Annotated in this window: 32 protein-coding genes and 1 tRNA gene; 28 read left to right on the top strand and 5 right to left on the bottom strand. The window is 63.6% G+C overall.

Annotation, left to right across the window (positions count from 1 at the left end; translation table 11 throughout):
- Positions 1-36 precede the first annotated feature (36 nt).
- Together mch and EWF95_RS07995 are read right to left on the bottom strand one after the other, a co-directional pair.
- Positions 37-972: a methenyltetrahydromethanopterin cyclohydrolase gene (mch, locus tag EWF95_RS08000; protein ID WP_142443537.1), complete on the bottom strand. Its 936-nt coding sequence runs from the start codon at positions 970-972 to the stop codon at positions 37-39.
- A gap of 23 nt (positions 973-995) precedes the next feature.
- Positions 996-1,343 carry an MTH1187 family thiamine-binding protein gene (locus EWF95_RS07995; protein ID WP_142443536.1) on the bottom strand — a complete coding sequence of 116 codons (348 nt, stop codon included), beginning with the start codon at positions 1,341-1,343 and terminating at the stop codon, positions 996-998.
- Between the two features lie 105 nt (positions 1,344-1,448).
- Between EWF95_RS07995 and EWF95_RS07990 the strand changes: the two genes are divergently transcribed.
- Positions 1,449-1,724 (top strand): hypothetical protein, encoded by a 276-nt coding sequence (locus EWF95_RS07990; RefSeq protein WP_142443535.1) that lies wholly within the window; start codon positions 1,449-1,451, stop codon positions 1,722-1,724.
- 416 nt (positions 1,725-2,140) lie between these two features.
- Here EWF95_RS07990 and EWF95_RS07985 read toward each other — a convergent pair.
- From EWF95_RS07985 to EWF95_RS07975, 3 genes are all read right to left on the bottom strand, one after another.
- Positions 2,141-2,211: transfer RNA gene (locus tag EWF95_RS07985), tRNA-Gly, on the bottom strand.
- Positions 2,212-2,366: 155 nt separating this feature from the next.
- Complete coding sequence (locus tag EWF95_RS07980) at positions 2,367-3,074, bottom strand: DUF2270 domain-containing protein (RefSeq protein WP_142443534.1); 708 nt, start codon at positions 3,072-3,074, stop codon at positions 2,367-2,369.
- A 143-nt stretch (positions 3,075-3,217) separates the two neighbouring features.
- Positions 3,218-3,355 carry a hypothetical protein gene (locus EWF95_RS07975; RefSeq protein ID WP_246055659.1) on the bottom strand — a complete coding sequence of 46 codons (138 nt, stop codon included), beginning with the start codon at positions 3,353-3,355 and terminating at the stop codon, positions 3,218-3,220.
- Positions 3,356-3,484: 129 nt separating this feature from the next.
- Between EWF95_RS07975 and EWF95_RS07970 the strand changes: the two genes are divergently transcribed.
- The 27 genes from EWF95_RS07970 (at position 3,485) to EWF95_RS07840 (ending at position 19,318) form a co-directional block, all read left to right on the top strand.
- On the top strand, positions 3,485-4,363 hold the full coding sequence (locus EWF95_RS07970) for a putative RNA uridine N3 methyltransferase (RefSeq protein WP_142443533.1): 879 nt from the start codon (positions 3,485-3,487) through the stop codon (positions 4,361-4,363).
- Between the two features lie 5 nt (positions 4,364-4,368).
- Positions 4,369-5,385 (top strand): 50S ribosomal protein L3, encoded by a 1,017-nt coding sequence (locus EWF95_RS07965; RefSeq protein WP_142443532.1) that lies wholly within the window; start codon positions 4,369-4,371, stop codon positions 5,383-5,385.
- Between the two features lie 2 nt (positions 5,386-5,387).
- The gene (gene rpl4p, locus EWF95_RS07960; protein ID WP_142443531.1) at positions 5,388-6,134 is read left to right on the top strand and encodes a 50S ribosomal protein L4; all 747 of its coding nucleotides are present in this window, start codon (positions 5,388-5,390) and stop codon (positions 6,132-6,134) included.
- Positions 6,131-6,385, top strand: a complete 255-nt coding sequence (locus EWF95_RS07955) for a 50S ribosomal protein L23 (protein WP_120103463.1) — start codon at positions 6,131-6,133, stop codon at positions 6,383-6,385. The genes rpl4p and EWF95_RS07955 overlap by 4 nt, the downstream gene beginning before the upstream one ends.
- Before the next feature lies 1 nt (position 6,386).
- On the top strand, positions 6,387-7,115 hold the full coding sequence (locus EWF95_RS07950) for a 50S ribosomal protein L2 (protein ID WP_142443530.1): 729 nt from the start codon (positions 6,387-6,389) through the stop codon (positions 7,113-7,115).
- Entirely contained in the window at positions 7,115-7,537 is a 423-nt protein-coding gene (locus tag EWF95_RS07945; RefSeq protein WP_120103461.1) for a 30S ribosomal protein S19, read from the top strand. The genes EWF95_RS07950 and EWF95_RS07945 overlap by 1 nt, the downstream gene beginning before the upstream one ends.
- A gap of 2 nt (positions 7,538-7,539) precedes the next feature.
- Entirely contained in the window at positions 7,540-8,007 is a 468-nt protein-coding gene (locus tag EWF95_RS07940; protein ID WP_142443529.1) for a 50S ribosomal protein L22, read from the top strand.
- The gene (locus EWF95_RS07935) at positions 8,007-8,999 is read left to right on the top strand and encodes a 30S ribosomal protein S3 (RefSeq protein WP_142443528.1); all 993 of its coding nucleotides are present in this window, start codon (positions 8,007-8,009) and stop codon (positions 8,997-8,999) included. Before EWF95_RS07940 ends, EWF95_RS07935 begins: the two co-directional genes overlap by 1 nt.
- Entirely contained in the window at positions 8,999-9,229 is a 231-nt protein-coding gene (gene rpmC / locus EWF95_RS07930) for a 50S ribosomal protein L29 (protein WP_142443527.1), read from the top strand. The genes EWF95_RS07935 and rpmC overlap by 1 nt, the downstream gene beginning before the upstream one ends.
- Before the next feature lie 2 nt (positions 9,230-9,231).
- The gene (locus EWF95_RS07925) at positions 9,232-9,717 is read left to right on the top strand and encodes a ribonuclease P protein component 1 (protein ID WP_142443526.1); all 486 of its coding nucleotides are present in this window, start codon (positions 9,232-9,234) and stop codon (positions 9,715-9,717) included.
- A complete protein-coding gene (locus tag EWF95_RS07920; protein ID WP_120103456.1) occupies positions 9,708-10,049 on the top strand; it encodes a 30S ribosomal protein S17 in 342 nt (113 codons plus the stop codon). The genes EWF95_RS07925 and EWF95_RS07920 overlap by 10 nt, the downstream gene beginning before the upstream one ends.
- The gene (locus tag EWF95_RS07915) at positions 10,049-10,447 is read left to right on the top strand and encodes a 50S ribosomal protein L14 (RefSeq protein WP_120084042.1); all 399 of its coding nucleotides are present in this window, start codon (positions 10,049-10,051) and stop codon (positions 10,445-10,447) included. The genes EWF95_RS07920 and EWF95_RS07915 overlap by 1 nt, the downstream gene beginning before the upstream one ends.
- Positions 10,444-10,806 (top strand): 50S ribosomal protein L24, encoded by a 363-nt coding sequence (rplX, locus tag EWF95_RS07910; protein ID WP_142443525.1) that lies wholly within the window; start codon positions 10,444-10,446, stop codon positions 10,804-10,806. Before EWF95_RS07915 ends, rplX begins: the two co-directional genes overlap by 4 nt.
- On the top strand, positions 10,803-11,615 hold the full coding sequence (locus tag EWF95_RS07905; RefSeq protein ID WP_142443524.1) for a 30S ribosomal protein S4e: 813 nt from the start codon (positions 10,803-10,805) through the stop codon (positions 11,613-11,615). Before rplX ends, EWF95_RS07905 begins: the two co-directional genes overlap by 4 nt.
- A complete protein-coding gene (locus EWF95_RS07900; RefSeq protein ID WP_142443523.1) occupies positions 11,612-12,136 on the top strand; it encodes a 50S ribosomal protein L5 in 525 nt (174 codons plus the stop codon). Before EWF95_RS07905 ends, EWF95_RS07900 begins: the two co-directional genes overlap by 4 nt.
- Complete coding sequence (locus EWF95_RS07895) at positions 12,133-12,324, top strand: 30S ribosomal protein S14 (RefSeq protein WP_142443522.1); 192 nt, start codon at positions 12,133-12,135, stop codon at positions 12,322-12,324. The genes EWF95_RS07900 and EWF95_RS07895 overlap by 4 nt, the downstream gene beginning before the upstream one ends.
- 2 nt (positions 12,325-12,326) lie before the next feature.
- Positions 12,327-12,719: a 30S ribosomal protein S8 gene (locus EWF95_RS07890; RefSeq protein ID WP_120103451.1), complete on the top strand. Its 393-nt coding sequence runs from the start codon at positions 12,327-12,329 to the stop codon at positions 12,717-12,719.
- A gap of 2 nt (positions 12,720-12,721) precedes the next feature.
- Entirely contained in the window at positions 12,722-13,261 is a 540-nt protein-coding gene (locus tag EWF95_RS07885) for a 50S ribosomal protein L6 (protein ID WP_142443521.1), read from the top strand.
- Between the two features lies 1 nt (position 13,262).
- On the top strand, positions 13,263-13,982 hold the full coding sequence (locus EWF95_RS07880) for a 50S ribosomal protein L32e (RefSeq protein WP_142443520.1): 720 nt from the start codon (positions 13,263-13,265) through the stop codon (positions 13,980-13,982).
- Positions 13,975-14,433 carry a 50S ribosomal protein L19e gene (locus tag EWF95_RS07875; RefSeq protein WP_142443519.1) on the top strand — a complete coding sequence of 153 codons (459 nt, stop codon included), beginning with the start codon at positions 13,975-13,977 and terminating at the stop codon, positions 14,431-14,433. Before EWF95_RS07880 ends, EWF95_RS07875 begins: the two co-directional genes overlap by 8 nt.
- Positions 14,433-14,987 carry a 50S ribosomal protein L18 gene (locus EWF95_RS07870; RefSeq protein ID WP_142443518.1) on the top strand — a complete coding sequence of 185 codons (555 nt, stop codon included), beginning with the start codon at positions 14,433-14,435 and terminating at the stop codon, positions 14,985-14,987. The genes EWF95_RS07875 and EWF95_RS07870 overlap by 1 nt, the downstream gene beginning before the upstream one ends.
- Complete coding sequence (locus EWF95_RS07865) at positions 14,984-15,631, top strand: 30S ribosomal protein S5 (RefSeq protein WP_142443517.1); 648 nt, start codon at positions 14,984-14,986, stop codon at positions 15,629-15,631. Before EWF95_RS07870 ends, EWF95_RS07865 begins: the two co-directional genes overlap by 4 nt.
- Positions 15,631-16,095 (top strand): 50S ribosomal protein L30, encoded by a 465-nt coding sequence (rpmD, locus tag EWF95_RS07860; protein ID WP_142443516.1) that lies wholly within the window; start codon positions 15,631-15,633, stop codon positions 16,093-16,095. The genes EWF95_RS07865 and rpmD overlap by 1 nt, the downstream gene beginning before the upstream one ends.
- Positions 16,095-16,577, top strand: a complete 483-nt coding sequence (locus tag EWF95_RS07855; RefSeq protein ID WP_142443515.1) for an uL15m family ribosomal protein — start codon at positions 16,095-16,097, stop codon at positions 16,575-16,577. The genes rpmD and EWF95_RS07855 overlap by 1 nt, the downstream gene beginning before the upstream one ends.
- Positions 16,578-16,580: 3 nt before the next feature.
- Positions 16,581-18,062, top strand: coding sequence for a preprotein translocase subunit SecY (gene secY / locus EWF95_RS07850; protein ID WP_142443514.1), 1,482 nt, complete (start codon positions 16,581-16,583; stop codon positions 18,060-18,062).
- A gap of 228 nt (positions 18,063-18,290) precedes the next feature.
- The gene (locus EWF95_RS07845) at positions 18,291-18,839 is read left to right on the top strand and encodes a winged helix-turn-helix domain-containing protein (protein WP_142443925.1); all 549 of its coding nucleotides are present in this window, start codon (positions 18,291-18,293) and stop codon (positions 18,837-18,839) included.
- Positions 18,836-19,318, top strand: coding sequence for a hypothetical protein (locus EWF95_RS07840; RefSeq protein WP_142443513.1), 483 nt, complete (start codon positions 18,836-18,838; stop codon positions 19,316-19,318). The genes EWF95_RS07845 and EWF95_RS07840 overlap by 4 nt, the downstream gene beginning before the upstream one ends.
- The last annotated feature ends 21 nt before the right edge of the window (positions 19,319-19,339 follow it).

The raw sequence follows: 19,339 nt of genomic DNA, 5'->3' as shown, positions 1-19,339 counted from the left end.
GTCGTCTCGCACCGCTCGTCGCTTCGGATCGGGTCGCTACCGCAGCCCGAATGACTCCGCGAGGAGCTCCTCGTCGGTCTCGCCGACGACGTAGGTGTCGCCGTCGACGACATCGATGGTGACCTTCGCGGGCGCGAAGACTGACTCCGGCACCTCGTAGAAATCCCAGTCGGCCTCTTCGAAGATCTCCTCGAAGGGGGTGCCGTACTCCTCGCGGGCGGTTGACGGCACCTCATCGAAGACCGTCGACTCCTCGCCGACCTGGAGATACACCTCGCCACCGTAGGCGAGGGCGTCGTTCGTTCGCGCCATCGCCAGCGACTCGTTGTGGCTAACCGGTGCGACCGGCGCGCGGCCGGTTGCTGTCCGGATCTCGGTTGGTGGATACCCCAGCTCCGAGAGCCGGAACGCCGCCAGCTCGGCGGCGCGGGCGGCCATCGAGACGCTGCCGGCCGTCGAGCCGGCGGCGTAGGTCGGCAGAAAGAGGCTGGGCGGGTCGACGCCCGCGGTTTTGGCGATGTATTCGGCGATCTCATTGCCGGGCAGTTCGTCGCTTTCGACGGTCAACACCGCGAAATCGAACTCGTCGTAGTAGCCGACACGGCCGAACTCAGCCTCGTCGCCGACCAGTGCGCGGGCCGGCCCCGATCCGAGCCCGTCGAAATCGCCGAGATCGAGCTCCCAGCCGGCCTTCTGGGAACACAACAGCGCGATCCCGGGGTGGTCGGTCGTCAACTCGACGTAGGGGATCGGCGCGTCGGCGACCCGATCCATCTGGGTGTACACCGTCGCCATCCCGGCGGTTTGGATATCCGCCAGCATGAGTCCGGCCTCGATCCCGCCGTCGACGTCGACGCCGAAATCGAGGATGGTCGACCCACAGCCGAGCTCTGTCACGTTGAGTCCGAGTTCGTCCGCGAAGTCCAACGCCTCATCGAGGAGTTCGATCGCCGAGCGGTTGATGCTCTCCATACGGGTGGGTTACTCGTCATCTCCTAAAGAGATTCGTCGTCGTCAGAGATTGCTCCTGGCGTATGATCGGTTCGGGCTGGCCGACCCAACTCGGCTTCAACCGCCTCGACCTTCTCGGCGGCCGCCTGGTCGGTGTCGCGTTTGTGATCGATCTTGAGCACCGTACTGACGCGGTCGCCGTCGACGGCCTTGTGAGCGTCGCCGACGGCCGCAAGCAGGGTGTCGATATCGGCTGCCTCGATGACGGTGCCCATCGGGTTCGTCTCGTAGCTCACGTCGTGGTCGTCGAGGGCGTCGACGGCCTTGGCGACCTCGCCGGCCATGCTGTCTTCGATCACCGGGGCGACGCTGAGGAGTGCGATGACGGTCATGGCTGCTATTTCGAACCGGATGCTTCTAACTGTCCTGATGGAAACCGATCAGTGATCGACACGTTGAGGCGCGTTCATGACTAATGGTGTATACGACCGCTTTGCATGACACCGTCTCTCAATGTTGATGAGGAGACGAAAGATCGCCTCGAAGAGCTACAGGCAGAGATCAGGCTGCGAACGGGACGGGAAGTCACACAGACGGAACTCCTCAGACAGATCGTTGACAGGGGTTATGAGTCCCGCGGAGAGATCATCGACTCGTTCAACGAATCGGCAGTGCCGCTCTCCGAGGATGAGAAAGCCGCGATGCAGCGCGGCCGGTTCAGCTCCGGCAACGAAACGACCGAGTCCGATGTCGACGACGTTCTCTACGACTGACTCACTGTAATCGAGCCGTATCGCTCGTGGGCGATGACAGCCTCACACGAAGCGCGAGCGACAGTCGTCGCTCGCAGATATTGTGTTCGACAGAAATGCGTCGGCCGAGATTTGAACTCGCCGAGACGTGCTCACGGCTTCGCCGTTCGCACCCGTGGTGTGGATCACCACGCTCACTGCGTTGCGCGCGTCTCGTCTGCTCAAATCTCGTGAACGCAGACAGCCGGCGACCGTGGTCGCGGCGCGACAAGACGCGCCGCTTGGGGATTGGTCGCCGAAGAAATCATGCGTCGGCCGAGATTTGAACCACGGTCGCTCACTCCGTTCGCTCTCTGATTCAAATCTCGTGGGCGATGACAGCCTCACACGAAGCGCGAGCGACAGTCGTCGCTCGCAGATATTGTGTTCGGCAGAAATGCGTCGGCCGAGATTTGAACTCGGGTTGTAACCATGGCAAGGTTACGTGATACCACTACACTACCGACGCCTTGTGCAACTCAATGTAACCGCCGATGACCCTATAAGGGTTGCGAAACCACCCCACCGAAGGCCCGCGATCTGGCACAGCGACCGCGATCAGTTCGCTGTACGGCCCTCCCGTCGTCGACCTGCTGGACTCCGCTGACGGCCTGTGCCCGGTCGTTATCGCCACTCCTCGGTGTCGGGCCGCGAGCGGAGCTCACCCTTCGCCTGTCGGCTCTTTGGCCAGACTGTGAGCACCAGGACGATCGCGTAGTAGCACCCGACCCCGACGCTCACCACGATTCCCGGCAGTTGGCCGATCGCCGCCGTTTCGATGAGCCCGGCCGGCGTCTCCGCAAAGACGGTCAGCCGGACGAGCCACGCGCCGAACAACACCGAAAACAGGGCAAAGTAGACGCGTTGCAGCCGGCGTGAGACCGCCTCAACGATCGGTGTTTTCACCGCTGGCTTCCGCAGATCCTCGCTCAGTAGCTCCCGCCAGTTGGTCTGTTCGACGCCTTCGGAGTCGAGCGCGTTGGCGAAGACGTTCTCTTCGAGGATCCGCACCCGCGATCGCCAGATGTCGTAAACGCGGTAGCGACGAGTTTCGATCCCCAGAAAGACCGTCACCATCACCACCCCAAGCAGCAGGATGTAGTGTGGCCGAGACGACCCGGAAAACGCCCATGTGAGCAGGCTTGCTGTGAGGACGACCGCCCAGTTGGTCGTTCTGTCGATCCGGGTGCGCCACGCCGTCGCCCGCCCGAGCTCACCACGGTAGGCGTGGCCCATGAGCGATAAAAAATCGGTGCGATCACCGGCTGCCTCACCGGCAACCTCCCGCTCCTCGGGTGACTCCGGATCGAACTCCTCGGATGGCTCTGCCATGCCATTAGATACCGGCAGCCGACAGGTAAATCCCATCGCCGAATCTGGGCCGTTGTCATTGTTGGGTGTCAATTGCTTACACTCGTGTGCGCGCTCGCACACAAAACAAGAAAAAGAGCGACCTGCCAAATTCTACGGCGTCATCACGGCCCGGCCGTCGATCTCACCGTGCTCCAGTTTTCGGCGACCTCGTTGACGGCGTCGAGATCGTCCCGGGTCGTGTGCAGATCGACCGCATCGCGTTCGACCAGCGCGACATGACGCGTCGGAGTGGGAGCCACTCACAAACCAAATTCCGGCGTGTTACGGCCTGAAGAGCGTGTGAACGGCCCACAAGGGGCGGGCTGTTCCGCTATCCTTTTAGGCTCTCGTCGGAAAGCCAGGCTACAGTCTAGCGACGAGACAGACCGATGGACGGACTCACACTACTGATTCCGTCGTCGGTCGTCCGGGAAGCCGAGGACAAACGCGAGGCAACTCGCAAGCTCGGCTACGTTGCCCGTGCGGCAGCGGTCTTCCGGGCCGACCGACTCTGTGTCTTCCCCGATCGGGACGGCGAACGTCGGTGGGGCGAAGACTTCGTCCGCATCGTCCTGCAGTACGCCGCGACGCCGCCGCACCTCAAAGATGAGGTGTGGGGGAAACGCGACGAACTGCAGTTTGCGGGCGTACTTCCGCCCTTGCGGCTCTCGTCGCAGACCACAGCCGATTCGTCCGAGTCGGCTGTCAACCAGGGAATCGTGACCGAGGTCGGACCTGAAGGCCGCGTCCGGGTCACTTGCGGACTGCAACACCCGATCTCTCTCACGGTGCCGCCGTCGATGGCGACACCGGCTGAGGGGGAGCGCGTCACCGTCAGGATCTCTTCGAGAGAACCGGTTCGCGCGCGCCTCGTCGATGAGCCCACACCGGGCTTCGACGTGGCGACTGTGAACCTGTCGGCCGCCCTTGCCGACGCCGCCGGACGACGGATCGCCACCTCCCGTCATGGACAGCGGTTGTCCATCGCGCGACTGGCCGAGTTCCGTCCCGACTACCGGGACGGGCTGACCGTCGCTTTCGGGTCGCCTGGCAGAGGGCTGCCGGAGATACTCGGGATCCCACCCGAGGCAATCTCGGCTGCTGACGCAGCCGGGGCGTCCAAGCCACACGGTTTGGACGACGACCACGTCGACTCCGATCCGGGGTTCGACCGCTGGCTCAATACGATTCCGCGACAGGGCAGCGAGACGGTGCGAACCGAGGAAGCGATGTTCGCGTCGCTCGCCTGTCTCACACTCACGGAGTAAACCACATGCCACAACCAAGCAGACCACGCAAAGGCTCGCTGGGCTTTAGCCCCCGCACGCGTGCGGACTCGGAAGTCCCACGCATCCGCTCGTGGCCTGACGACGACGGTGCACCTGCACCGCAGGGCTTCGCCGGCTACAAGGCCGGAATGACCCACGTTGTCATGGTCAACGACGAGGCGGACTCCTCGCGTGAAGGGATGGAGGAATCCGTTCCCGTCACGGTCGTCGAGGTGCCGCCGATGCGGGCGGTCGCGCTCCGAGCCTACGAAGACACGCCGTACGGACAGAAGCCGGTCAGCGAGGTCTGGGCCACCGAGTTCCACGACGAACTCGATCGCGCCCTTGACCTGCCGGCCGAAGATACCTTCGAGAGCGACTCGGAGGCCCTTCGGAACGAACTCGACGCCGGGAACGTGGACGATCTGCGATTGATCACCCACACCGTCCCCGACGAGAGCCCCAACGTTCCGAAAAAGAAACCCGATATCATGGAGACACGCGTCGGCGGCGGCTCCCTCAGCGACCGCGCCGACTTCGCGCTCGAACTGCTCGAAGACGGCGGCGAACACAGCGTTGACGACGTGTTCCGCGCCGGCGAGTATCTCGATGTCTCCGGGATTACGAAAGGAAAAGGCACCCAAGGCCCCGTCAAGCGATGGGGCGTCCAGAAACGGAAGGGCAAACACGCCCGCCAGGGATGGCGACGCCGGATCGGCAACCTCGGTCCGTGGAACCCCTCCCGGGTCCGTTCGACGGTGCCACAGCAAGGACAGACCGGCTACCAGCAGCGAACCGAGCTCAACAAACGCCTGATCGACATCGGCGACGGCGACGAGGCCAGCGTTGACGGCGGCTTCGTCAACCACGGCGAGGTCGATGGCAACTACGTGCTCATCAAAGGTTCGCTGCCGGGGCCGAACCAACGGCTGCTGCGGTTCCGCCCGGCCATCCGGCCGAACGACCAGCCGCGCCTCGATCCCGAGGTTCGGTACGTCTCAACCGCATCCAATCAGGGCTAACTATGCAGGCAACAGTACGCGACCTGAACGGTGACGACGCCGGCTCGGTCGAGCTTCCGGAGATCTTTGAGACACACTTCCGTCCGGATCTCATCCAGCAGGCCGTCGTCGCCGCACAGGCAAACCGGAAACAGGCCTACGGTGCCGACGAGTTCGCCGGGCTGCGAACGCCCGCCGAATCGATGGGCAGCGGCCGCGGTATGTCTCACGATCCCCGACAGGACGGCGTCGTGAAACGCGTCCCCCACGCCGTTGGGGGCCGCCGTGCACACCCACCGAAGGCCGAGAAGGAACAGGGCAAATCGATCAACAAACAGACACGACAGCTGGCGACGCGCTCCGCGCTTGCCGCCACGGCTGACGCCGACCGCGTCGCCGACCGCGGCCACGAGTTCGACGACGATATCGACCTCCCGCTCGTTGTCGACGACGAGTTCGAGGATCTTGTCAAAACCCAGGAGGTCGTCTCCCTGCTCGAAGCCCTCGGTGTCGCCGACGACATCGAGCGCGCCGACGAGGGGAAGACGATCCGTGCCGGCCAGGGAACGACCCGTGGCCGCAAGTACCAGGAGCCAAAATCGATCCTCTTCGTGACCAGCGAGGAGCCATCGAAGGCCGCCCGCAACCTTGCGGGGGCTGACGTGGCGACCGCCCACGATGTCAACGTCGAGGATCTGGCGCCCGGTACCCACGCCGGCCGACTCACGATCTACACCGAAAGCGCGATCGCGGAGGTGGCCGACCGATGAACTCGATTCTCGAACATCCGCTGGTCACCGAGAAGGCGATGGACGAGATGGACTTCGACAACAAGCTCCAGTTCATCACCCACATCGACGCCGACAAGCCGGCGATCAGCGATGAGATCGAAGAACGCTACGACGTGACCGTCGTCGACATCAACACGCAGATCACGCCGGATGCCGAAAAGAAGGCGACGATCACGCTGAGCGAGGACGACGACGCAACCGAGATCGCCTCCAGAATCGGGGTGTTCTAAGATGGGACGACGAATTCAGGGACAACGACGCGGCCGTGGTGGCCCAACCTTCCGCGCGCCATCACACCGCTACAAAGCCGAACTGTCGCACAAGAAATCCGAAGAGACCGACACGATCTCCGGCGAGATCGTCGACATCGAGCACGATCCCGCCCGGAGTGCCCCCCTCGCAGACGTGGAGTTCGAGGATGGCGACCGACGGCTCATCCTCGCCCCCGAGGGTGTCACCGTCGGCGAGACGATCCAGGTCGGCGTCAGCGCGGAGATCAAACCCGGCAACACGCTGCCGCTGGGCGAGATCCCCGAGGGTGTCCTCGTCTGCAACGTCGAGAGCTCCCCCGGTGACGGCGGGAAGTTCGCCCGCGCGACGGGCGTCTCCGCCCAGCTGATGACCCACGACCGCAACGTTGCGGTCATCCAACTGCCGAGCGGCGAGGTCAAACGGCTCAACCCCGACTGCCGCGCTACCATCGGCGTCGTTGCCGGCGGTGGCCGCACCGAAAAGCCGTTTGTCAAAGCCGGCAACAAATATCACAAGATGAAGTCTCGCGGGACGAAGTACCCGCGAGTCCGTGGTGTTGCGATGAACGCCATCGACCACCCCTTCGGTGGCGGTGGCCGCCAACACCCCGGCAAGCCGAAATCGGTCTCGCGGGACGCCCCGCCGGGACGAAAGGTCGGCGATATCGCCTCGAAACGCACCGGACGTGGCAGCACGGGTGGTAACTAATGAGTACTGAATACCGAACCGGCCGTGAAGGTGAGTTCACCTACCGCGGTCACACACTCGACGAGCTCCAAGCGATGGAGCTTGATGAGGTTGCGGAACTGCTTCCCGCTCGACAGCGGCGCACTATTACCCGTGGACTGTCCGCGGAACACCAGAAGCTGCTGGCAAAAGCCAGAGACAGCACCGAGGAGGAGACGGCGGACAACCCCCTCCGAACCCACCTGCGGGACATGCCCGTCCTGCCGGAGTTCGTTGGGCTGACGTTCGCTGTCTACACCGGACAGAGCTTCGAGCGCGTCGAGGTCAAACCCGAGATGATCGGGCACTACCTCGGCGAGTTCCAGCTCACCCGGAGCTCGGTCGAGCACGGACAGGCCGGGATTGGCGCGACCCGCTCCTCAAAGTTCGTGCCGCTCAAATAACTATGGGAATCAACTACAGCGTCGAGGCCGACCCCGACACCACCGCGAAAGCGATGCTTCGGGAGCGGCCCATCAGCCTGAAGCACAGCAAGGCCATCGCCCGCGCGATCAAGGGGATGCCCGTCAGCGAGGCCCTGGAGTACCTCGATGCGGTCATCGCCGAGGAGCGGTCGGTGCCGTTCAAACAACACAACACCGGTGTCGGTCATCGCTCGGATATCGACGGCTGGGATGCCGGTCGCTACCCCGAGAAGGCCGCCAAGGACTTCAAGAAGCTCCTGATCAACGCCCGCAACAACGGCACCGAACAGGGCTTCGATGGCCCAGCCATGGAGATCGCCCACGTCGCCCCCCACAAGGTGGGCGAACAGCAGGGCCGCACCTCCCGGGCCTTTGGCCGTGCCAGCCCTTCGAACACCACGCTCTGTGATGTTGAGCTGGTGCTTGAAGCACCGGAGGAGGAGAACTGATGGCCGACGAACAGCAGTTCATCGAAAACGGCCTCCAGCGCGCCCAGATTGACGAGTTCTTCACCGAAGAGCTCGACCGGGCGGGCTACGGCGGGATGGATATCGCCAAAACGCCGATGGGCACCCAGATCGTCCTCAAAGCCGAGAAACCAGGGATGGTCATCGGCAAGGGTGGGAAGAATATTCGGAAAATCACCACCACCCTCACCGAGGAGTTCGGGATGGACGATCCACAGGTCGACGTGCAGGAAGTCGACGAGCCGGATCTCAACGCCCGGATCGTCGCCGACCGCCTCGCCAACGCGCTCGAACGCGGCTGGTACTTCCGGAAAGCCGGTCACACCACGATCGACCGGATCATGGAAGCCGGCGCGCTCGGCGCGGAGATCGTCCTCAGCGGCAAGGTCACGGGCGCACGCTCACGCGTGGAGAAGTTCAACCGTGGCTACATCAAACACAACGGCGAACCCGCCCAAGACGTGGTCGACGAAGGCCAGGGTGTCGCCGTGATGAAGCTCGGCACCATCGGCGTGACGGTGAAGATCATCCCGCCGGGAGCAACGCTGCCCGACGACTTCGCCATCCACGAGGATGTCGAGTTCGAGCCTGTCGAGCAGGCGGTCGTCGACGCCGACGATGACGAGAGCGTCGAGGAGCTGCTTGCCGGCGAGCCAGAGGAGGCCGCCCCCGGCGACGACGAGGAGGTAGAGGTTCCCGACGAGGATCCCGCCGAGGCGATCGACGAGGAGATTGTCGAGGAAGTCATCGAGGAGGAGACCGGCGACGACGCGGATGGCGACGACGCCGACGACGAGTCGGCTGCTGACGACGCCGACGACGCCGACGAATCAGCTGACGCCGACGATGGCGACGCTGACGGCGACTCCGTTGCCGACGAGGATCTCGACGAGGACGTGGCCGAGGAGGCCGCCGATCTCGTCGAGGAGATGGAAGACGGTGACGACGCAGACGACAAGGAGGAAGATAACTGATGGCGATCATCCGACCCGAGGAGCTCCGCGACATGACGGCCGCCGAGCGCGATGTCGAGCTCGAAGAGCTCGAAACCGAGCTGCTCAACACGAAGGCCCTGCAGGCCGCCGGTGGCGTGCCTGAGGATCCGACCAAGCTCAAAAAGCTTCGGCGGGCCATCGCGCGGATCAAGACGATCCAGCGCGAAGAGGGCGATCTCGACGCGGACGACGCAGATAGCGAGAACTAACGATGCCACTCACACCCGAGACACTCACGCGACACGAACTCATCGGCGTCCCGATCCGGGTCGCCGACGCGCCCAACCCCGACCTTGTCGGGCTCAGCGGCCGCGTTGTCAGCGAGACGATGCAGACGTTCGTTGTTGCGACTGACTCGGGTGAGAAACGCGTCCCCAAGGCGGGGACGACATTCGAGATGGCAGTTGTACCGACCGCTGACCAGACTGCAGGCGACACAGATGAAGCCGCTGCGGCCGGCGTGGCTGAGGCCACACCGGACACCCAGTCGGGTGTTCGGCCGACCGCAGGGTCTCCGTTCGAACTCGGCGAGGATACTGCGGGGGTTCGCCCCCGTCAGTCTTGGCCGTCGGGATGTTCCGCAAACCCCTTCGCGGGTGGATGCGAGGGCGGAGTCTACGTGACGGTGGATGGACACACCTTGTGTGCGCGACCTGCAGCGCGGACTGAACGCACAGGAGATTCGAAATGGCGATAGGACTTGACGTACCCATGCCCCCGGAACCCGAAAACCCGGAGGCGTATGACTACGAGACGTGTCCGTTCTACGGACAGCTACCCGTTCGAGGCCAGACCCGCAGTGGGACTGTTGTCTCGACGGATATGGCAAAGACCGTCATCGTCGAGCAGGAGTACGACGTGTTCGTGCCCAAATACGATCGGTATATGAAACGCCGATCCCGTATTCCGGCCCACGTACCCGGCGTACTCGACGGACTCGATGTTGGTGACGAAGTAACAATCGCGGAGACCCGCCCGCTGTCGAAGACGAAATCCCACGTTGTCGTCGCAACCGGAGGCGATGCCTGATGGAGGCCCTCAAAGCTGACGTGACCCAAGGCCTCGAAAAGGGCTCGCTGATCACGTGTGCCGACAACAGTGGGGCGCGCGAACTGCGCGTCATCAGCGTGGCTGGCTACTCCGGCACGAAGAATCGACACCCCAAAGCCGGGCTTGCCGACAAGGTGACTGTCTCGGTCACCAAGGGCACGCCCGAAATGCGGCGGCAGGTGCTGGAGGCGGTCGTCGTCCGCCAGCGCAAGCCGATCCGCAGACCCGACGGCATTCGCATGAAGTTCGAGGACAACGCGGCCGTCCTCATCGACGAAAACGAGGAGCCCCGCGGCACCGACATCAAGGGGCCCATCGCACGCGAAGTCGCCGAACGCTTCGGGAGCATCGCATCCACGGCGAGTATGATCGTATGACGACACAACCACACAAACAGCGACAGGCCGACGCGACCGCGTCGCTCCACGAGCGACACAAGCAGGTCATGGCCCCGTTGTCGAGCGACCTCCGCGAGGAGTACGAGCGCCGCAGCGTCCGCGTCAACGCGGGCGACACCGTCGAGGTGCAGCGCGGCGATTTCGCCGGCACCGAGGGTGAAGTTCTCACTGTCGACCTCAAGGACGCCGTCATTCACGTCGAAGACGTGACCATCGAGAAAGCCGACGGGGAGGAGGTTCCCCGGCCGCTCGATGCCAGCAACGTCACCGTGACCACGCTGGATCTTGAGGACGAACGCCGTGAGGCGCGGCTCCGCGGCGAGGAGGATAGCGAATGAGCAACCACCAGAAACGGCTCTCAGTGCCGAACTCGTGGCCGGTCGAGCGGAAGACCGAGAAGTACACGGTCAAAGCAGGGGCTGGCCCCCACGGCGAAGACGGGGTGCCGCTGCTCGTGTTGCTGCGGGACGTGCTGGGCTACGTTGACTCGAAGAAGGAAGCGCGCTACGCGCTCAACCAGGATTCGATCCTCGTCAACGGCGATGCGATCAGCGACGAACGCCGACCGATCGGCATGTTCGACATCATCGCCTTCACCGAACGCGAGGAGTATTACCGGGTCTTCCCCGATGAGGGTGGCCGGCTCGCGCTGACGCCGATCGACGGCGACGCAGCCGGTAGCCGCCTCGGAAAGATCGACCGCAAGGAGCAGGTCACCGGTGGCGACTTCCAGCTGACGCTCCACGACGGCACCAACATCCGCGTCGAGGATGCCGGCGAGTACGCGACGAACGATTCGCTTGTCATCGACAACGACGACAAATCGATCGTCGCCCACTTCACCTACGAGGAGGGCGCGCTCGTCACCGCTGTCGACGGCCAACACGCCGGCGACATCGGCGAGATCGACGAGATCGTTGTCACGCAGGGTAGCGGCTCCAACACGGTGTACGCGAACAACGAGAGCGGCGGCTTCGAGACGGTCGAGGAGTACGTCGTCGTCATCGACGAGAACTTCGTCGACGCCGACAGCGAGTTCGCCGCCGGCAGCGACGCTGCTGCTGGCGCGGACGATGCTGACGACGCAGCCGACGATGAGGCTGCCGACGAGGCCGACGACGCAGACGAGGAGGCTGATGCTGAATGAGCGAGTCAGCAGCAGAGTTCCACCCGATGCGCCAGCCGCGGATCGAGAAGGTCGTCGTCCACATGGGCGTCGGCGAGGGCGGGCGTGAACTGCAGAACGCCCAGGAGATCCTCGAAGAGATCACCGGTCAGGAGAGCGTTCGCACGCTCGCCAAACAGACCGTCCAGGCCTACGACATCCGCGAGGGCGATCCGATCGGCGCGAAGACGACGCTCCGCGACGAGGACGCCGAGGCCTTCCTGGAGACCGCGTTGCCGCTGGCTGATCTCTCCGCAAGTCAGTTCGACGACACCGGCAACGTCAGCTTCGGGATCGCCGAACACACGGAGTTCCCGAGCCAGGAGTACGATCCACAGATCGGCATCTACGGGCTTGACGTGACCGTCACGCTCGTCCGGCCGGGCTACCGGATCTCGAAACGTGATCGGGAGACGCGGTCGATCCCGTCCAACCATCGGATGACCCCCGAGGACGCAGTGGCGTACCTCGAATCCGAATACAGCGTGGAGGTCGACGAATGAGCCAGAGCGAACAGACAAGCGACGACAGCGAGGAGACCACGGAGGTCGCCGACACCGAGACCGGCCAGCAGCTCGAATGCCGGCGGTGTGAGCGCAAACAGGGGCTTGTCGGGAAGTACGACATCAACCTCTGTCGGCAGTGTTTCCGTGAGGTCGCCCGCGATATGGGATTCAGGAAGTACAGCTAACTATGGCAGGCAACGATCCACTGGCCAGCGCGCTTTCCGGCATCGATAACGCCGAAAGTGTCGGCCATCTCGGTATCACCGTACAGCCCGCCTCGAACACGATCGGCTCGATCCTTGAGGTCTTCTACGACCGAGGATACATCGACGGCTTCGAGTTCGTCGACAACGGCAAAGCCGGCGAGTTCGAGGTCGAACTGAAAGGCGCGATCAACGAGTGTGGCATCGTCAAGCCCCGGTATTCGGTTGGGGCAGACGGCTATGAGAAATGGGAGAAGCGGTTCCTCCCGGCCCGCGATTACGGCTCTCTCATCGTCACAACGAGCCACGGCGTCATGAGCCACTACGAGGCCCGCGAACAGGGCATCGGTGGCCAGGTGATCGCATACGTCTACTAACAATGACCAGTACAACAATCACACTTCCGGACGAGGTTTCGGCGACGGTCGATCATCTCGACCTCACCGTCGAGGGGCCGGACGGCAGCGTCTCACGCCGCCTCTGGTACCCCGATATCGACGTTAGCGTCGATGACGGCGAAGTCGTCATCTCGACCGACGCCGAGGACGCCAAGACCACCGCGACGGTCGGCACCTTCGAGAGCCACGTTCGCAACATGGTTCACGGCGTCACCGACGGCTGGGAGTACAAGATGGAAGTCCACTACGCTCACTTCCCGATGCAGGTCGATGTCGAAGGCGACGAAGTCGTCATCGAGAACTTCCTCGGGGAGAAGGCAGCCCGACGGACGCCGATCCGCGGCGACACGGACGTACAGATCGACGGCGAGGAGATCACCCTGACGGGCTCTGACAAGGAGGCTGTCGGGCAGACCGCCGCCGATATCGAACAGCTCACCAAGGTCACCGACAAGGACAACCGCGTCTTCCAGGACGGGGTTTACATCGTCGAGAAGCCGGCGAAGGCAGGAGGTGCCTGAGATGGCTGACGACACCCCCGAAACACTGGAGGACATCAGCGGTGTCGGCCCCTCGAAGGCCGACGCGCTGCGTGCGGCCGGCTACGAGTCCGTCGAGGACATCCAGGCCGCCAGCCAGGGCGAGCTCAGCGAGGTCGACGGCGTTGGCAACGCGCTTGCGGCGCGGATCAAAGCCGGCGTCGGCGACCTTGAGGTCAGCGAGGAGACCGAGGCCGAGGTCGAAGACGACACCGAGGAAGAGGCCGAGGAGGCCGAACCCGACGAGGATGTCGAAACCGAGCTTCGGGCCCGCGGTCACGCCGACAAGACACCCGAGCTCGACGAGGAGACCGAATCGGCCCTACAGCAAAAACGACGCGAGGGCAAACCCGCCTTCAAGCGACAGGACTACCACATGAAAAAGCGCACGCCGGAATCCTGGCGTCGCCCGCGTGGTACCCTCTCGAAACAGCGACGCGGCATGAAGAGCCGCGGGCCGAAGGTCGCCCCCGGGTTCCGATCGCCGAAAGCCGCCCGCGGGCTCCACCCCAGCGGCTTCGAGGAAGTCCGTGTCCACAACACCGACGACCTCGACGATGTTGATGGCGACACCCAAGCGGTGCGGATCGCCAGCAAGGTCGGCGAGCGAAAGCGCGAACGGATCGAGGAGATCTGTGAAGACGAGGAGATCCGCGTGCTGAACCCAACCTACATCGAAGTGGAGGTCGAATCCGATGACTGATCTTGGTTCCCAGAAGCGGCTGGCCGCTGACATCCTCGATGTCGGCGAAAACCGCGTCTGGCTCGATCCCGGCGAACAAGAAGAGATCGCCGAAGCGATCACCCGCGACGACATCCGCGAGCTCGTCGACGAGGGGATCATTCGTGCGAAAGACGCAAAGACGAACTCCCGTGGCCGAGCCCGCGAACGCGCCGAAAAGCGTTCCTACGGCCACCAGACCGGGGCCGGCTCCCGCAAAGGGAAATCCGGGGCCCGCGAGGCACGGAAGGACGACTGGGTTGCACGGATTCGCGCCCAGCGCGCCCGCCTCAAGGAGCTTCGTGAGGAGGGAACGATCGATCGAACACAGTACCGCGAGCTGTACAACAAAGCCAGCGGTGGCGAGTTTGAGAGTGTCGACCGGCTGGAAGCGTACGTGCGAACGAATTACGGCATTGAGGTGAACGCATAATGGCAACTGGACCACGATACAGCGTGCCGATGCGCCGCCGCCGTGAGGGCCGCACTGATTACCACCAACGGTTGCGCCTGTTGAAATCCGGTGATCCCCGTCTGGTCGCCCGGACGAGCAACAGCCACGTCAGGGCGCAGCTGATCACGACCGGCCCCAACGGCGATATCACCCACGTCGCCGCCACAAGCGAGGAGCTCGACGACTACGGCTGGGAGGCCCCCACGGGAAACGTTCCCAGCGCGTATCTGACCGGCTTTTTGCTTGGTAGCCGCGCTGTCGCGGAGGGCCACGACGAGGCCGTCCTCGACATCGGGCTGCGAACGGCGACGCCGGGTAACAAGGTGTTTTCGGTACAGGAAGGAGCGATCGACGCGGGTCTCGAAATCCCCCACAGCGACGACGTGTTGGCCGACTGGTCGCGTAATCGCGGCGAGCATATCGCCGACTACGCCGAGCAGCTCGACGAGCCGCTGTACAGCGGGGAGTTCGACGCCACGGAACTACCCGAGCACTTCGACGATGTGCTTGAGACACTGCAGGAGGACGTATGAGCCAAAGTAACAACGACGGCTGGGAACCGCGCACGCGGCTCGGCCGCAAGGTACAGGACGGCGATATCACGACGATGGATCAGGCCATGGAGTCCGGGCTTCCGCTGAAGGAGCCCGAACTCGTCGACCAGCTCCTCCCGGGGCTGGAAGATGAGGTGCTTGACATCAACATGGTTCAGCGGATGACCGACTCGGGTCGCCGGGTCAAGTTCCGCTGTGTCTGTGTCATCGGCAACCGCGACGGCTATCTCGGCTACGCCCAGGCCCGCGACGAGCAGGTCGGCGGCGCGATCGAGAAGGCCATCGACGTTGCCAAACTGAACATCATCAAGGTCGACCGCGGCTCGGGATCCTGGGAGGACTCCGCCGGTGGCGTCAACTCCCTGACCCGCAACGCCGAAGGGAAGGCCGGCTCGGTGACCGTCCAGATCAAGCCCGCCCCACAGGGCCTCGGGCTGGCGGCAGCCGAAACCGTCCGGAACATCCTTGAGCTGGCCGGCGTCCAGGACGCCTGGACACAGTCTCACGGCAACACCCGGACGACGCTCAATCTCGCCAAGGCAACCTACAACGCCTTGGAGAACGCCGGCGAGGCGCGGACACCACAGCGCGCGCAAGCCGTCCAACAGGAGGCCAACGAATAATGCAGGCGATCGTTCAGCTCCGCGGCGAGGTCAACATGTCTCAGGACGTGCGTGACACCCTGAAGATGCTGAATCTTCACAGCACGAACCACGTCACGTTTGTCCCGGAGACCGACACCTACCGCGGCATGATCACGAAGGTCAACGATTACGTTGCCTTCGGCGAACCGAGCGTCGAGACGGTGGCCACGCTGCTCAGTCGCCGCGGCGAGCCCGCCGAGGGCGACGGTGACGTTGACGACGCGTGGGTCGCCGACAACACCGACTACGCCGATGTCGACGCGCTTGCCGAGGCTCTCGTCGCCGAGGAGACGACACTCCGCGACGAAGGCCTGGCACCGGTTGTCCGTCTCCACCCGCCACGCGGCGGTCACGACGGGATCAAACACCCGGTCGTCGAGGGCGGCCAGCTCGGTACGCATGAGACCGAGGATATCGACGCGCTCCTGGAGGCGATGCGATAATGGGATCGAAAAAACGCAGACAGCGCGGCTCCCGCACCCACAGCGGCGGCTCCCACAAAAACCGGCGCGGTGCCGGCCACCGTGGCGGCCGCGGTCGCGCGGGCCGTGACAAACACGAGTTCCACAACTACGAGCCGATCGGCAAACACGGCTTCACGCGGCCGGATTCGCTGCAAGATTCGGTTGCGGAGATCAGCGTCCAGAAGCTCGATGAGGACGCCGCACTGCTGGCGGCCGACGACGTCGCGGAGACCGACGGTGACGCCTACGTCATCGACGCCCGCGATGTTGCCGATGCCGGCCACGACGTTGACGTGGTGAAGGTGCTCGGCGACGGCCAGGTTCGCAACGAGCTGGTCGTCACCGCCGACGCCTTCAGTGCCGACGCGGTCGCGCTCATCGAGGACGCCGGCGGCGCGGCGGAGCTCACCGAGGCAGGCCAGAAAGCGGAAGATGTAAACGACGACTCTGACGAGGACTAATACATGGGTTGGAAGGAGGCCGCCGAACCGGTTCTCACCCGCATGCCGACAGTGGCACGGCCGGAAGGCCACGTGCCGTTCAAACGGAAGCTCCTGTGGACCGCGAGTGTCCTCATGGTGTACTTCTTCCTGACGAACATCCAGCTGTTCGGCTTGGGTGGCCAAGGCAGCGACATCTTTGGACAGTTCCGCTCGATTATCGCCGGCGGGCAGGGCTCGATCCTGCAGGTCGGGATCGGCCCGATTGTCACCGCCTCGATTGTCCTGCAACTGCTTGGCGGGGCGAACCTCCTGGGCCTGGATACGGATAATGATCCACGCGATCAGATCCTCTATCAGGGCCTCCAGAAGTTCCTTGTCGTCGTGATGACCGCGCTGACCGCCGCGCCGATGGTGTTCAGTGGTGGCTTCCTCCCGGCGAACCAAGCCCTCGGCCAGTCGCTGGGCGTCGGCACCTTCGGGGTGCAGCTGATCATCTTCGCGCAGGTGTTCGTTGGCGGGATTCTCATCCTGTTTTTGGATGAGATCGTCAGCAAATGGGGGGTCGGCTCCGGTGTCGGCCTCTTCATTATCGCCGGCGTGAGCCAACAGCTGATCGGCGGGATCCTCAGCTGGCCGGGTCTCGGCACGACAACCGGGATCATTGCGAGCTGGTATGGGATCCTCTTTGGTGACCTCACGCTTGGCCCGACGTTTACGGGCCAGTGGTTCCAGAGTCTCCTGTTCGATCCGGGGAGTATTCTGGCGATCTTCACGACGCTGTTGATCTTCGTGATCGTCGTCTACGCCGAATCGGTTCGGGTCGAGATCCCGCTGAGCCACACCCGCGTCCGCGGGGCGCGTGGCCGGTTCCCGGTGAAGCTGATCTACGCCAGCGTCCTGCCGATGATCCTCGTGCGGGCCCTGCAGGCGAACATCCAGTTCATCGGTCAGATCCTCTACAGTCAGCTCGGAGAGCTCCCGGCGTGGCTGGGACAGTACCAGACCACCGAAACCGGGAGTCAGGTCATCGGCGGGCTGTTCTACTACATGGCACCGGTTCAGTCCAGACAGGACTGGATGTGGTTTGCCTTCGCAGTCCCCAACGAGCCCTGGCAGATCGGTCTCCGTGTTGCCGTTGATCTGACGTTCATGATCATCGGCGGCGCGATCTTTGCGATCTTCTGGGTCGAAACCACCGGGATGGGCCCGGAGGCAACGGCCGAGCAGATTCAAGACTCTGGGATGCAGATCCCCGGCTTCCGGCGGAACCCGCAGGTCGTCGAGAAGGTCATGGAGCGGTACATCCCGCAGGTGACCGTCATCGGCGGCGCGCTGGTCGGGCTGCTTGCGGTGATGGCGAACATGCTCGGCACCATCGGGAACGTCTCTGGTACTGGGCTGCTGCTGACGGTCTCAATCACGTACAAGCTGTACGAGGAGATCGCCGAGGAGCAGCTGATGGAGATGCATCCGATGATGCGCCAGATGTTCGGCAACGAGTAGGAAATCCTCTCTCGCGGCGGTTTTATTTTCTCTCACAGTGTGGAGCGGTGCGTCTCGGGGGTTGTTTATCAGCTGTTTGAACCAAACACCGCTCTCGTGGTCTCTCAGAGAATCAATATACTGGCCCGCAGATTATTATGCTTCGCCCACATTGGGAGAACCATCATGACCGAGGCCCCAGCCCCGTCTTCCCGAATCCGTCTTGATGGCGGCACCGACCAGCGTGACGTGAACGATGTCGTCGTTGACGACTGGGTTGCGGAGACGACACCCTTCGAGCGCGTCTATGAGAGCATCCGCCGGGTCTACGATCCGGTGTCTGCGGCACAGATCGCCGACCGGGCTCGCGTCTCGCCGACGACAGCACGAAAGCACCTACGAACGCTCGTGAATACTGGGGCGGTGACAACATCGCAGGACGGACAGACGACGCAGTATCGACGATCGGAAACGGCCATTGTCACCGACCACGCACAGTCGCTGCTTTCGGAACAGACCCCCGAGGAGATCGCCGCCGGGATCGCCGACATGAAGCGACAGATACAGCAGTGGCGCGAGGAACACGGTGTCGATTCCCCCGAGGAATTTGCCCGTGACCTGTCTGTTGATGACGCAGACAGCGACGACGGCGCGCTCCTCACGGAGTGGCAAACGACGCGCCGCAATCTCGCACTCGCCCAAGCAGCACTCGCAATCGGTGAAGCGAGTCATACCGGGCAGCTTACCAGCACGGACAGCGGCGACGATGGCAACGACGACACCTCAGCCATCGTATGACCACTGACGAGGAACGCTCTCAGCCTTCTCAGCCAGCCGAGCAGTCCGAGGTGTTTGGCCCCACCGACGCGGGAGCGTTACGCGAGATCCGAGACCTGTTCGTTGAACAGGAGCCGCTGGTCACGACAGCGACACTGGATGATCCACTGAATCCACAGACACTCTCGGTCGCGCTGTCAGATGGCGTCGGGGACGCAGCAACTGCTCGGATCGATATCCGGTGGAGTCTGACCGGAAACTACGCAGCGCACTACACCGACGATCTGGATCGAAACTTCCGGTTTGATTGCCACCCGAAACCCGACGCGCCGAAACGACACTTCCATCCACCACCTGACGCTCCCAGCCGACCCGTTGTGCCGTCCTGTATTACGGTTTCTGAGATCGGCCTTGTCACGCGAGCGATTCTCCAACGCTGGCGATACGCCTACGCCAACGACACCTTCGACGGCCTCAACGACGCGACAAATCCGCCCTGAGATCTTGTTACCGCTACGAGA

The organism is Halonotius roseus (assembly GCF_006861655.1).
In the GTDB taxonomy this organism is placed as follows: Archaea; Halobacteriota; Halobacteria; order Halobacteriales; family Haloferacaceae; genus Halonotius; species Halonotius roseus.
The sequence above is the reverse complement of the archived record's forward strand: the minus strand, read 5'-3'. Positions and strand labels throughout refer to the sequence as shown.